Genomic DNA, 12721 nt, shown 5'->3' with positions numbered 1-12721 from the left:
GGCAACTCGCCCGAGGGCAGCCCGGGCGCTACGGAGGGCGGCGGCGGAGCCGAGCAGGGCATCACCGACACCAGCATCCTGCTCGGCAGCACCACCTCGCTCAGCGGTGTGGCCGGCGCGCCGGGCAGCTGCCTGGTCGCGGGCATGGAGGCCTACTTCGGCGCGGCCAATGCCGACGGCGGCGTGGAATTCGGCGACGGCAAGACGCGCACCGTGGAACTCAAGGCGTACGACGACGCCTACGATCCCGGCCGCGCCGTGGCGAACTTCCGGCAGATGATTGCCGAGGGCGTCTTCGCCAACGTCAACGGCCTGGGCACCCGCACCAACCTGGCCGTCATGCCGGTGGCCACCGAGGAAGAGTTCCCGCAGGTGTTCGTGGCCTCCGGAGACTCGGTGTTCAGCGAAGACCCCGAGGCCAACCCGTGGACCATCGGCTGGATGCCCACCTACTACGCCGAAGGCAACTCGTTCGGCAAGTTCCTGGTGGACTCCGGCACGGCCGTCACCGTCGCCGTGCTGGAACAGAACGACGACGCCGGCAACGAGTTCGTCGCCGGGCTCGAGGACGCCATCAAAGGCTCGGAGGTGGAGATCGTCCAGCGGGCCACGTTCGAACCGGGCGACCCGACCGTGGACGCGCAGATGGCCCAGCTGGCGGACAGCGAGGCCGACGTCTTCTTCTCGGCCAACACGGTGCCGGCGCTGACGGCGTCGTCGATGGTCCGGGCGCAGGACCTCGGCTGGACCCCGTCCATCTTCCTGGCGGCCGTGGCCGCCAACGAGCGGGACGTGCTGGAACCGGGCAATGCCAGCGCCTTCCCGAACGTGTACAGCACCGGCTTCACTAAGCAACCCACGCAGACCGACGACGAGGAAGTGAAGCAGTTCCTGGCCGACATCGAGGAGTACGCCCCGGATACCGCCGACCAGATCATCCCGCACTGCCTCTGGGGCTACGCCACCGCGGCCACCCTCGAGGAGGCGTTCAAGAACATGGCCGAGCCGACCCACGAGGCGCTGATGGAAGCGGTCCGCAACGTCAAGGACTTTGAGCCGCCGCTGTTGCTCGACGGCCTGAGCGTGGACACCACCACCACCATGGCCCCGATCTCCGAGGTCCAGGTCCAGGAGCACACGGGCGAGGGGTACGTGCCGGCGGAGTCCTACGCGCCTTAACGCAATTCCGGTGCGCCGGGACAGCGCCGGCCGTCTCCGGCGGCCGGTCACCTCTCCGCTGAACAGGACACGCCACGGGCAGGGCGTTTCCCGTTCAACGGTGGCGCGGCGTACATGCGATATGCATAAATTCGGTTTGCCTAACCAAACTAGTTTGGGTAGGCTTGTGGTGTCCCGCCCGGCGTGGAAGAACCGGGCGCTGAACGAATTTTGGTATGCATCCAACACGTTCTTGGACGAACGCTTGAATTTGTCGAAAAGGAGTATTGATTGGCGGTTAGCTTCTCTCAGAATCAGTTTGGACCCCTTGATGAAGCGCTGATGCGGACACGGTCGGAGAAGCGATTCAGAACGCCCTTCGAAGCCGCGTTCCTGGCGCAACTGTCGCCGGGCGATGCACCAGGCACAGTATTTGGACAGCACAAGGGGCCAAGCGGCGAGGAAGTTGGTCCAGAATTCAACGGAGTCGGGCTGGCGCATCCCAGGGGTTTCTTGCGGCAGCCTCGGGCAAGGACTGCGTCCCACTAAGCAGTGCTTGTGCCGACGGATGAATCACCCGGGCAGCCAAGCCCGCTGGGAGTTCGACCGCTTGGCCCTGCCTGCCTGAGCGCCACCGGCAAACGCAGCGATGTGCCCGGTACCCCCAGGTGTGACCCGTCCACGCCGAGCAGTCGACAGGGCACCGCGGGTACCGAGCGTGACTCCCTTCTGTGGCCAGACCGAGTCAGGAGAGGATGCTTATGAACGGAATGGATGCGGTGGCTACTTCCATCCCCGAGGACCCCGTGGGGCAACTGAACTACGCGATGCAACTGGTCGGCCAAACGCTCGTGGGAACCCTCATCGCGGTCGGTACAGTCCACCTCTTGAGTGCACTTCTCGTGCTGACAGTCGCCGGAAGGGGGCGACCCTTCATCCGGATCGGCCTCACAGCCGCGGCGCTACTGATCCCTGTACTGGGCCCGGTGGCGGCGGTGATGGTCCTGTGGGACAGGATGGGCGGCAGCCCCCACCGGCGCCGACCGCAATATATCCGAAACGCTAAGAGCGCCTAGGCCGCTAAATTCGTTGCCGCCGCAGTCGGCCCCCGAGTAGGCTCGCGCTTGTCTCCACCACCCACCCTTTGAACAGGAGCCAGCCATGCCCAAGCCCACCCTCGCACCCGGTGCACCCTGCTGGGTGGACCTGATGACCTCCGATCCGGAGCGAGCCAAGCAGTTCTATACGGAGCTTTTCGGCTGGACCTATGAGACCGGCGACCAGGAGAAGTACGGCGGCTACATCATGGCCTTCAAGGACGGCCATGCCGTTGCGGGCATCATGCAGAGCCAGCAGGCCGGCACCCCTGACACGTGGACCACCTACCTGCGCGTGGACGACATCGACACCACCACCAGCATTGCCGCGGCCCACGGCGGCCAGGTCTACGTTGAGCCGATGGAGGTTCCCGAACAGGGCAAGATGGGCATGCTCGCCGACCCCGGAGGGGCCGCCGTCGGCCTCTGGGAATTCGCCGGGCATACCGGCTACGAGCTGGCCGCCGAGCCTGGCTCCCCCGCCTGGCACGAACTCTTCACCCGCGACTACCCCGCCACCGTGAAGTTCTACCAGGACGTATTCGGCTGGGACACCGACGTCATGAGCGACACCGACGAGTTCCGCTACACCACGCTCGGCTCCGGCGACACCGCGGCGGCCGGCATCATGGACGCCGGGGCCTGGCTGCCCGAGGGCGTGCCGGCGCACTGGCGCATCTACTTCGCCGTCGAGAACGCCGACGCGGCCGTCGAAAAGGCCGCGGCCCTGGGCGGGAGCGTGGTCCAGCCCGCCGAAGACACGTCCTTCGGCCGCGTCGCCACCCTGACCGACCCGACCGGCGCCATGTTCCTCGTGGTCCAGGAACTGCCGCACGCATAGCCTCGGGATGGCGGCCCGCCCATCACGTGGAGGCCCCCCTCGGGGGCCGGTCCGGCCGTCAGCCCAGCCGCGGGGTCCGGGGCGGCTCCGTGCGGCGGGCGCCGGTCGCCTCGAAGGCGGCCGCCACGGCCAGCAGGGCGTTGTCGTCGTAGGCCCGCCCCGCGAAGGTGAGTCCCACGGGCATGCCGATGTCCACCGTCGTGCCCATGGGCACGGTGACGGTGGGAATGCCCAGGTGGCGCGGGACGAGGTTCCCGTTGGCCACCCAGACGCCGTTGCGCCAGCCTAGGTCTGCCGAGGCCTGGTTGACGTCCATGTCCGCGGGGCCGATGTCCGCCACCGCCGGGAAGACGACGGCGTCCAGCGCGTGGTGGTCCAGCCAGGCCTCCAGGTCCACCCGGCGGGTTTCCTCGAGCCCCCGCAGCCCCTCCTCCAGGTGGGGGATCTCGGTGAACGAGGCCACGCCGTGTTCCCGCACGTGCGCCGGATAGGCGGCGATGTCGTCGAAATCGTCGAAGGGGTCCGGCAGGGCTCCGGGAGGATGCGGAAAAATCTTCGACCCGTCCACGTCGGCCAGGGTCCGAAACGCCGGGTCCCCGTTGGCGGCGAGGAAGTCGTCCCAGGCCCACGCCGAGAGATCCATCATCTCCCGCCGCAGGTACTCCGGGCTGACCAGGCCCCGGGTGGCGATTTTCGGGGCGCCGGGCCGGTCGCCCTCGTAGTTGGAGACGACCGGGAAATCCACGGGAACCACCTCCGCGCCCGCGGCCTCGAGGTCCCGGCGGGCCGCTTTCCACAGCTCGATGACGGAGGCCCGGGTCTCGATCCGCTGCCCGGTGGCACCGCCGATGCCGGGGTCTTCGCCGGTGCCGGCATCGGGGTCGGCGTTGATGTACATGCGGGGCACGCCGAACCGTTTTCCGCGCAGCGCGTCGCGTGCCTGCTGCAGTCCGCGGGGCGCCAGCGCCGGGTAGGAGGCGGGCCGGACCGACGAGGCGGCGGGGAGGGGCACCCAGGGCTGCAGGCGCCAGAAGTCGCCGCGGGTTTCGGGGTCGTCCGCCACGACCACGTCCAGCACTTCCAGCAGGTCGGCCATGGTCCGGGTGTGCGGCACCACCACGTCCATGGTGGGAACCAGCGGCCAGTTGCCCCGCACCGAGATGATCCCGCGCGACGGGGTGTAGGCACACAACGCGTTGTTCGACGCGGGCGCCCTGCCGCTGGACCAGGTTTCCTCGCCGAGGCCGAAGGCGCCGAAGCTTGCCGCCGTCGCGGTTCCGGAGCCGTTGGATGAGCCGGAACCGAAGGCGGCCGTCAGGAAGTCGGCGTTGTAGGGGCTTTCGGCGCGCCCGTATAGACCGCGCTGCATGCCCCCGTTCGCCATCGGCGGCATGTTGGTGAGGCCCAGGAGCACTGCCCCTGCCGCGCGCAGCCGTTCGATGGCGAACGCGTCGCGCCGGGCCACCAGGTGCTCAAAGGCGGGCGAGCCCGCGGCGGCGGTGAGGCCTTCGGCCAGGTAGCTGTCCTTGGCCGTATAGGGGATGCCGTCCAGCGGTCCCAGGGTTTCTCCGCGCGAACGCCGCCGGTCGGAAGCGCGGGCGGCCGCGAGCGCCTCGGGATTCATGACGACGACGGCGTTCAGCCGGATGCCGCCGTGGTCGTAGGCGGCGATGCGTTCCAGGTAGGCGTGCGTGAGTTCCTCGCTGGTCGCCTGCCCCGTGTGCAGCGCCTCGCGCAGCTGGGCAATCGAGGCCTCCACCACGTCGTACCGGCTCATGCTGCCGCCTTCGCGCCGAGCCTGGGTTGCTGCTGCGTGATGCAGTGGATCCCGCCGCCGCGGGCCAGTATCGGCCGCGCGTCCACCGTGACCACGCGGCGGCCGGGGTAGGCCGCGGCGAGGATTTCGGCTGCCAGCGCGTCGGCGCGTTCCTCGCCGTAGCCGCAGGCGATGACACCGCCGTTGACCACCAGGTGGTTGACGTAGCTCCAGTCGACGAATCCCTCGCCGTCCTCGAGGGTGTCCGGGGCGGGCAGTTCGACGAGGTCGAACGGCTTGCCCGCCGCGTCGACCTGGGTCTCGAGAAAGGAGCGCAGCGACCGGCTGACCTCGAAGTCGGGGTGTGCCGGGTTGTTTTGCATATGCAGCAGGATCCGTCCGGGCGAGGGCAGCGCGGCCACCATGTCTATGTGCCCGCGCGTGCCCAGGTCCTCGTAGTCACGGGTCAGCCCCCGGGGCACCCACACCGCATGGGTGGCGCCCAGCGTGCGGGCCAGTTCCGCTTCCACCCGCCCCTTGTCCGCATACGGATTCCGATCGGGGTCGAGCTGCACGGTTTCGGTCACCAGCACGGTGCCCTCGCCGTCGACGTGGATGGCGCCGCCCTCGTTCACCAGCAGGGAGGGGATGAGTTCGGCGCCGGCCTGCGCGGCGACGAAGCTTCCGATGCCGCGGCTCTTCTCCCACTCGGCCCAGGCCGGCGCGCCCCAGCCGTTGAAGGTCCAGTCCACCGCTCCGAGGACGTCCGGCCGTTCGTCGTCGACCACGAAGGTCGGGCCGATGTCCCGCATCCAGAACTCATCCAGCGGCGCCTCGTGCCGGTCGATTCCGCTGTCCAGCATGCGGCCGGCGCGCTCCCGCTCCGTCGGGTCCACCACCATGGCAACCGGTTCAAACTCCGCGACGGCGTGTGCCACCGCGGCCCAGGCGCCGTACGCCTCCTCGGCCGACGCCGCGTCCGCGCCCAGCGTCAGGCCGGCCCGCGGGAACGCCATCCAGGTGCGCTCGTGCGGATCGGTTTCCGCCGGCATTCTCCAAGCCACAGAGGCCTCCGTCTCGTGAGGAACAGGAAGGGCCGCCCGCCCCGCCTTGTTGATCGCATGATCAATAATGCAGCGAAATTACTCTAGACTGTTCTGTGATGTCAAGCACACCCAAACGCACCGCGCGGAAGGCGCCCGCCGAGCGCGCCGCGGAAATCGCCGAAGCGGCCCGGGCCATCGGGCTCGAGCAAGGCCTTGCCGCGATCACCCTGCGCAACGTGGCGGGCAGGGCCGGGGTGGCCCCTGGCCTGGTGGCGCACTACCACCCCGCCATCGATGCCCTGGTGGCCGGCGCCTTCACGTCCATCGTGGCCGCGGAAATCGATGAGGTGTCGGCCATGGTGGCGGCCAGGCCCACCCCGCAGCAGGGCCTTGGGCTGCTGCTCGACACGCTCCTGGACGACCGCCGGCTGGATGTGACGGCGGTGTGGGTGGAAGCGTGGTCCCTGGGCCGCCGGAACGAGGCGCTGGCAGTCAGCGTGCGCGCCCAGATGGACGCGTGGCAGGCGGTAATCCGGGAGCTGCTCGAGGCGGGCGTCGCCGCCGGCGAGTTCACCACGCCGGACGCGGAAACAGTGGCCTGGCAGGTTCTGGGCATGATCGACGGGCTGAATGCCCAGGGCCTGGTGCGCTGGAACGGGGTCAGCGACCGGCACACCCACCTCGCCCGCGCCGTGGAAGTGATGGTCGGAGCGGCGCCGTCGTCGCTGTTGCCCCACCCGGCGCCCGGCGCGGACAAGTGACGCGCGGACGCATGCCAAGGTGCGGGACGACGGCGGCCGCGCGCCTTGGCAGGTGAGCGGCCGCCGTCGTTATTTTGGGGTTCGGTTCACTTGTTTTGGTTGATGCGGATCATGTTGCCCGAGGGGTCCCGGACGGCGCAGTCGCGCGGTCCCCACGGCTGGTCCATGGGCTCCTGCAGGACCTCGGCCCCGATGGACACCAGCCGTTCGAAGGCGGCGTCCAGGTCATCCGTGCGGAACACGAGCATGGGCAGTACGCCCTTGACCAGCAGCTCCTGCAGCTGGTCGCCGTCGGCCTGCGAGCGACCGGCGTGGGGTGCGGACAACACCAGCTCCAGTTCGGGCTGGTCGGGACTGCCCATGGTGATCCAGTGGAAGCCGTCGTTGGCGACGTCGTTGCGGACCTCGAGCCCCAGGCCGTCCCGGTAGAACGGGATGGATTCCGCAGGATCGTTCACCGTGATGTTGCAGTACTGAAGTGAAATAGTCATGCGGCCAAGCTACGCCCGGGCCGGCGCGGCCGCTTCTTCGATCCTGCTCGATCTCGGGTCCACCGGCCGGGTGAGCAGCTTCGCGATGCACGGCGGCATGGCCTCCGCCGCCGGATGCTCCCGGGCCCGATAGGCGCTGGGGGTTTCGCCCACCAGCTGGCTGAACCGCGTGCTGAACGATCCCAGCGACGTACAGCCCACCTCCATGCACGCGTCCGTGACGCTCGCGCCGGAGCGCAGCAGCGCCATTGCGCGCTCAATCCGGCGGGTCATCAGGTAGTTGTAGGGCGTCTCCCCGTAGGCGGCCTTGAACCGGCGCGAAAAATGCGCCGGCGACATCAGCGCCTTCGCCGCCATCGTCGGCACATCCAGCGGCCGGGCAAAGTCCCGGTCGATCAGGTCCCGCGCCCGGCGCAGATGCACCAGATTGGCCAGCTCCTCAGGAGTCACACGTTGAGGTTATCCCCTGCCCGGATCGGCGGGTAGCCGGGCGGCGGCTGCACCGGCCGCCGCGTGCTTTCCCGGCCCCCGGATGACAGCCATGTCGGTGCCGTTGGACGTCGCGGCTGGCAAATACCGGGTGACAGTCCGCCATCCGCCCCTCCACTCTGGCGCAATCCCGGGCCCCCCGGCTAGCGTCTCGTTACCGGCAGTTCCCTCGAGCTGCCGACCCCGCCAGCGCAGCCGCAGTAGCCGGCTGCGCTGGCGCATGAATCGCTCAACCTGTGGAGGACATGCAGTGAAGCACCAGCCCAAGAGCAGCATCAACGTCAGCTCGCCCAAGCCCCGGCGCTACCGCAGCCTGGCCGCTGCGGCGGCCCTCGCCGTCGTCATTCCGTTCAGCGCCGCAACCCCTGTTCTTGCGGATGCCAACTTCCCCTCTCCCGAGGGCAACACCAGTACCGCCAGCATTCTGACCTAGGAGACCTGGTGAAGGAGCTGCAGAAGCTGGAAAAGAACAGCCGCTTCGGTGTGGACGCCTTCACGATCGAGGAGGCCGGCACGCAGGTCAACAAGTCCGAGCAGGGCCGCGACCTCTGGGTGGCCACCGTCGGCACCGGCGCCGAGCACGTGTGGATCCAGGGCCGCATCCACGGCAACGAACCTTACGGCACCGAGTCGATCCTGGCGCTGCTGAAGGACCTGGGCACCAACGGTTCGGCGGACTATCAGCTGCTGCGCGAGAAGTTCACCTTCCACTTCATCCCGAAGTACAACCCGGACGGGTCAGAGGCCAACATCCGCCACACCGTGCTCTGGGACCAGGCCGCCGATCTGCCGGAGTTCGGCGCCAACGGGCGGGAACAGCGGATCGACCTGAACCGGGACTGGACGCCCAACGGATTCGTGGCCGACGAGTCGCTGGCCTTCTACGAGTACTGGACCGACGTGAAGCCTGCCTATGCCGTGGACATCCACCACCAGGGCCTGAAGAAGGAATGGGGCACCGGCGACGATGTCACGCTGTCGCTGGGCATCTCGCTCGCCCCGGGCGGCCCGACCCTGCCCGGAATCGAAGGCGGGGCCTACGACGAAGTCACCCGCCAGATGCTCGTCCATGTCTACGACGAACTCTCCAAATACGGTTCCATCAACATGGACCGCTACCAGGTGGGCAACGGCCTGGAGATCGACATCAAGGGCGGCGTGTCCTCGGCGATGATGCTGGGCCTGGACTATCAGGGCCTGAACCCGGAGGGCCACTCCAACCCCGTGGTCTTCTTCGAGACGTCCGGCAACACGTCGGACGGCAGCCTCGGCCAGAAGGCCCGGGGCAAGAGCGTCAGGCAGAACCTGCTCGCCATGAAGGAACTGCTGCTGGGCCTGGCCACCGGCGAAGTCCAGCAGGAGGACGCCGACCGCTGGGAGGAGATCCCGCATCAGCCGGTCACCGGCTACAACACCGACTACGCCGGGACCATCCCCGTCCCGTAGCCGGCCTCGCCAGCAGTGGCGTAGCGTTTCCGGCGCTGCGCCACTGCGCCACCAACGACGGCGGTGCGCACGCCAGCGGGCAGCGTTCCCGACCCAGGGGTGCGCCGCCTTCGCAACGCCCATTGCCATGCGTCCACGGTTGCGCCACGCTGATCCCGTGGCACAACCCCGGGACGGCGAACCGCCCGCACACGGCGCGCGTCCCAAAGATTCCGCGGAACGTTCCGAGCAGCCGGAGCGAAACTCCGCCATGTTGGCCCGGGAGTCCAGCGAATTTGACCGAGGCATCGGCTTTTACGACGTCATTTACGGATTCGCCATCACGCTGCTGATCACCAACCTGGATGCTCCGTCGGCGGAGGCGTGGCAGGACCTCCGGTCGCTGGCACGCTCCGGCCTGGTGCATCAGCTTGCCGGTTTCGCCCTGAGCTTCGTGGTGATCGCCGTGTTCTGGCGGATGAACCTCCGCCTGATTAAACGGCTCGCGGCTCTTGATTCCGCAACGACGACGGCGAACCTGGTGGCTGCCTCATTCGTCATCCTGATTCCGTTCACCACGCAGGGCATCAGCGACCCCGAGACATCGTCCTTGGCACTCTCGACCGTGCTGTACGCTGCCAACCTTGCCCTGGCTGCCCTGGCACAGCTGGCCATGTTCGAGATTGCCCGCAGGAACCGTCTCGAGATCGAGCCGATGAACCGCAGGCAGCATCGGGCGTTCGTGCTCGATTCCCTCGTCCCGCCGCTGGTTTTCGCCTTGTCGATTCCGGTGGCCTTCGCCGCGGGCGGGACGGCGGGAAAGCTCACCTGGGCCTCGCTCATAGTGCTGGGGCCGCTTTCGGGCAGGCTCGCCGCGCGGGGAAGCCGGCGGCCGACGGCTGGTTCACGGCTGAGGGTGCGCCGGTGACCATGAATTCCTACACGGTGCAGCGGAACCCGCCGCCCCTCGGCCAGTGAGCGGGAGGCAGGAGCGCTCCTTAAAAGGTGGAGGGACGGACGGGCTTGCGCCCGTGTCCGTCCCTCCCGGCTTCTTCGCTGTGGCGAACGGGCCGGTTACGCCTCCACGATGATGACCGTGACCACGGGCTTGCGCCGCAGCGCGCGGTCGGACCAGCGGATCAGGGCCTGGGCGATCGCCTTCTCGGCGTCCGGACCGGTCTTGTCGCCGCGCAGTTGCATCAGCGTCTTCTCCACGATGCCGGTGGCCTTCTCCAGCTGCTCGACCGCCGGGGCGAAGCCGACCGGGAAGAACTCCGGCTCTTCCTCCAGCCGCCCGGTGTCCGGGTTGACGATCAGCAGCGCGGTGACGGCGCCGTCTTCGGCCAGCCGGAGCCGGTCCTGCAGGGAGGCTTCGGTGGCCGCGCCGGCCACCATGTTCTCCACGTAGACGTAGTCGGCGGCGATCTGGCCGGAAACCCGGGCCACGCCGTCTTTCAGGTCCACCACTATGCCGTCTTCGCCGATCAGCGCGCGCTTCGGGTCCACGCCGGTGCGGACGGCCAGTTCGGCATTGGCCTTCAGGTGGCGGTGCTCGCCGTGGACGGGCAGCACGTTCTTCGGGCGGACCAGGTTGTAGCAGTAGACCAGCTCGCCGGCGGAGGCGTGGCCGGAGACGTGGACCTTCGCGTTGCCCTTGTGCACCACGTTGGCACCGCGCTTGGTCAGGTCGTTGATCAGTCGGTAGATGGAGGATTCGTTGCCCGGCACCAGCGAGGACGCCAGCAGCACGGTGTCGCCTTCGGTCAGGTCAATCATGTGGTCGCCGCCGGCCATGCGGGCCAGCGCCGCCATCGGCTCGCCCTGGGAGCCGGTGCAGATCAGCACGGCCTTGGTGGGCGGCAGCTTCTCTAGTTCCTTGAAGTCCACCAGCACCCCGCGCGGGATGTTCAGGTAGCCGAGCTCGCGCGCCGTCGTCATGTTGCGCACCATGGACCGGCCCACGAAGGCGACCTTGCGGCCGTACTTGTGTGCCACGTCGATGACCTGCTGGATGCGGTGCACGTGACTGGCGAAACTGGAGACGATCACGCGGCGCGGGGCGGTGCGCATGACCGTATCGATGGCCGGCACCAGATCGGCCTCGGCCGCGAGGAAACCGGGAACTTCGGCGTTGGTGGAATCCGGCAGGAACAGGTCCACGCCCTCGTCGCCCAGCCGCGCGAACCCGGCCAGGTCGGTGATCCGGCGGTCCAGCGGGAACTGGTCCATCTTAAAGTCGCCGGTTGCCAGCACCAGCCCGGCCCCGGTCCGGATGGCCACGGCCAGCCCGTCCGGAATGGAGTGGTTGACGGCCAGGAATTCCAGGTCGAACGGACCGAATTTCTTCCGGTCGCCCTCCTTGACCTGCACCATCTTGGCGTTCAGGCGGTGTTCCTGCAGCTTGGTCTTCACGAAGGCCAGCGTCAGCTTCGCGGAGATCACGGGGATGTCGGCGCGTTCCTTCAGCAGGTACGGCACGCCGCCAATGTGATCCTCGTGCCCGTGGGTGAGGACAATGCCGACGACGTCGTTGAGGCGTTCGCGGATGTAGGAGAAGTCGGGCAGGATCAGGTCCACGCCCGGGTGCTGCTCCTCGGGGAACAAGACGCCGCAGTCCACGATCAGCAGCTTGCCGCCGAACTCGAACACCGTCATGTTCCGGCCGATTTCGCCCAGTCCGCCCAAGGGGACTATGCGCAAGGCGTCCTTGGCGAGTTTCGGAGGAGTTTGCAACGGCTTGGTGTTCATGGATTCCGATCTATAGTGCGGTGTGTTGCCGGGCATCAACGCCCGAAGCCGGAGTTGCCGGCACTGAAGTCTTAGGTGGCCGATGCGCCCGAGGCGCTTCGACGGCGTTCCGCGCAGCGGGTGCGGACGGAAAGCATACTTCTCCCGACTTTACCACCGGGCAGAAGGAATCCCGCCCCAGTCCAGGCCTGCCGTGAATAATGACGGCGCCGGCGTACTCCGAGTAAGTCATCAACGGAGGCGAGGATCGCTTCGGCTAGGGTGGCTGGGAGGATTTCACCCTGCCCCCACACGACCCGAAGGAGCCAGCCACGGTCCGCGCATTCGCCTCCCGGCCGGCGTTGCCGTGGGTGATTCTGGGCATCGCCATCCTGGCTCTAAGCCTGCGTGCACCGATCATCGCGCCGACCGCCGTCGTCGGGGACATCCGCGCCGACACCGGCTTGTCTGCCGCGGGGGCGGGCCTGCTCACGGGCCTGCCGGTGCTGCTCTTCGCGCTGGCCACTCCCCTGGCGACGCATACGATCCGGCGCTGGGGCCCGGAAGCCACCGTGGTGCTGTGCCTGGCCGGCGTCCTGGCCGGAACCGTCATCCGCTCCTTGGGCCCGGTATCGGCGGTGCTTGCAGGCACGGCAATCATCGGCGCGGCACTTACGCTTGGCAACATCGTGGCTCCGGTGCTGATCCGCCGCGACGTGCCCTGGAACCGCGTTTCCGCTGTCACCGGCGTCTACTCGGCCACGATGAACGTCGGGTCCATGGCGACCCTGCTGGGCACCGCACCGCTCGCCGCGCTCGTCGGATGGCGGTGGGCACTGGCGGCCTGGGGTGTTTTGGCCGTCCTCGGCCTCGTCTATTGGCTGCCGACGGCGCGGCGACGGCGCGCGGCGTTGGCACCCGGGCCGGGCG

At 68.3% G+C, this 12721-nt stretch carries 13 protein-coding genes; 8 read left to right on the top strand and 5 right to left on the bottom strand.

The features are described 5' to 3' along the window. From AC5RV2_RS08840 to AC5RV2_RS08830, 3 genes are all read left to right on the top strand, one after another. Positions 1-1179 (top strand): ABC transporter substrate-binding protein (locus AC5RV2_RS08840; RefSeq protein ID WP_494092046.1); only part of this gene is annotated, 1179 nt, incomplete at its 5' end. 740 nt (positions 1180-1919) lie between these two features. Beyond that, the gene (locus AC5RV2_RS08835; RefSeq protein WP_494092045.1) at positions 1920-2234 is read left to right on the top strand and encodes a hypothetical protein; all 315 of its coding nucleotides are present in this window, start codon (positions 1920-1922) and stop codon (positions 2232-2234) included. 85 nt (positions 2235-2319) lie between these two features. Then, a complete protein-coding gene (locus AC5RV2_RS08830; protein WP_494092044.1) occupies positions 2320-3096 on the top strand; it encodes a VOC family protein in 777 nt (258 codons plus the stop codon). Positions 3097-3154: 58 nt separating this feature from the next. Here AC5RV2_RS08830 and AC5RV2_RS08825 read toward each other — a convergent pair whose 3' ends face one another. Together AC5RV2_RS08825 and AC5RV2_RS08820 are read right to left on the bottom strand one after the other, a co-directional pair. After that, the gene (locus tag AC5RV2_RS08825; protein ID WP_494092043.1) at positions 3155-4873 is read right to left on the bottom strand and encodes an amidase; all 1719 of its coding nucleotides are present in this window, start codon (positions 4871-4873) and stop codon (positions 3155-3157) included. After that, positions 4870-5916 (bottom strand): agmatine deiminase family protein, encoded by a 1047-nt coding sequence (locus AC5RV2_RS08820; RefSeq protein ID WP_494092042.1) that lies wholly within the window; start codon positions 5914-5916, stop codon positions 4870-4872. Before AC5RV2_RS08820 ends, AC5RV2_RS08825 begins: the two co-directional genes overlap by 4 nt. A gap of 98 nt (positions 5917-6014) precedes the next feature. On the opposite strand from AC5RV2_RS08820, the gene AC5RV2_RS08815 reads away from it, so the two are divergent. Further along, positions 6015-6659, top strand: coding sequence for a TetR/AcrR family transcriptional regulator (locus tag AC5RV2_RS08815; RefSeq protein WP_494092041.1), 645 nt, complete (start codon positions 6015-6017; stop codon positions 6657-6659). A gap of 86 nt (positions 6660-6745) precedes the next feature. Here AC5RV2_RS08815 and AC5RV2_RS08810 read toward each other — a convergent pair whose 3' ends face one another. Both AC5RV2_RS08810 and AC5RV2_RS08805 read right to left on the bottom strand, forming a co-directional pair. Further along, a complete protein-coding gene (locus tag AC5RV2_RS08810) occupies positions 6746-7150 on the bottom strand; it encodes a VOC family protein (RefSeq protein ID WP_494068429.1) in 405 nt (134 codons plus the stop codon). 9 nt (positions 7151-7159) lie between these two features. After that, the gene (locus AC5RV2_RS08805; RefSeq protein WP_494092040.1) at positions 7160-7600 is read right to left on the bottom strand and encodes a helix-turn-helix transcriptional regulator; all 441 of its coding nucleotides are present in this window, start codon (positions 7598-7600) and stop codon (positions 7160-7162) included. 289 nt (positions 7601-7889) lie between these two features. Here AC5RV2_RS08805 and AC5RV2_RS08800 point away from each other — a divergent pair, with 289 nt between their 5' ends. The 3 genes from AC5RV2_RS08800 (at position 7890) to AC5RV2_RS08790 (ending at position 9992) form a co-directional block, all read left to right on the top strand. Beyond that, on the top strand, positions 7890-8072 hold the full coding sequence (locus tag AC5RV2_RS08800) for a hypothetical protein (protein ID WP_494092039.1): 183 nt from the start codon (positions 7890-7892) through the stop codon (positions 8070-8072). Positions 8073-8080: 8 nt separating this feature from the next. Next, positions 8081-9085 carry a M14 family zinc carboxypeptidase gene (locus tag AC5RV2_RS08795; protein ID WP_494092038.1) on the top strand — a complete coding sequence of 335 codons (1005 nt, stop codon included), beginning with the start codon at positions 8081-8083 and terminating at the stop codon, positions 9083-9085. Positions 9086-9242: 157 nt separating this feature from the next. After that, complete coding sequence (locus AC5RV2_RS08790) at positions 9243-9992, top strand: TMEM175 family protein (RefSeq protein ID WP_494092037.1); 750 nt, start codon at positions 9243-9245, stop codon at positions 9990-9992. 146 nt (positions 9993-10138) lie between these two features. On the opposite strand, the gene AC5RV2_RS08785 is transcribed toward AC5RV2_RS08790, so the two are convergent. Then, positions 10139-11812, bottom strand: coding sequence for a ribonuclease J (locus AC5RV2_RS08785; protein WP_493969597.1), 1674 nt, complete (start codon positions 11810-11812; stop codon positions 10139-10141). 350 nt (positions 11813-12162) lie between these two features. Between AC5RV2_RS08785 and AC5RV2_RS08780 the strand changes: the two genes are divergently transcribed. Beyond that, a partial coding sequence (locus AC5RV2_RS08780; RefSeq protein WP_494092036.1) for an MFS transporter occupies positions 12163-12721 on the top strand: 559 nt, incomplete at its 3' end.

It is taken from the genome of Arthrobacter sp. Y3225116 (assembly GCF_059091245.1).
Note: the sequence above shows the minus strand (reverse complement) of the source record. Positions and strands in the feature narration are given on the sequence as shown.

Coding starts and splice junctions, on each gene's coding strand:
- AC5RV2_RS08830 (WP_494092044.1), top strand. CDS start 2,320: ATGCCCAAGCCCACCCTCGCACCCGGTGCACCCTGCTGGGTGGACCTG.
- AC5RV2_RS08825 (WP_494092043.1), bottom strand. CDS start 4,873: ATGAGCCGGTACGACGTGGTGGAGGCCTCGATTGCCCAGCTGCGCGAG.
- AC5RV2_RS08835 (WP_494092045.1), top strand. CDS start 1,920: ATGAACGGAATGGATGCGGTGGCTACTTCCATCCCCGAGGACCCCGTG.
- AC5RV2_RS08810 (WP_494068429.1), bottom strand. CDS start 7,150: ATGACTATTTCACTTCAGTACTGCAACATCACGGTGAACGATCCTGCG.
- AC5RV2_RS08815 (WP_494092041.1), top strand. CDS start 6,015: ATGTCAAGCACACCCAAACGCACCGCGCGGAAGGCGCCCGCCGAGCGC.
- AC5RV2_RS08785 (WP_493969597.1), bottom strand. CDS start 11,812: ATGAACACCAAGCCGTTGCAAACTCCTCCGAAACTCGCCAAGGACGCC.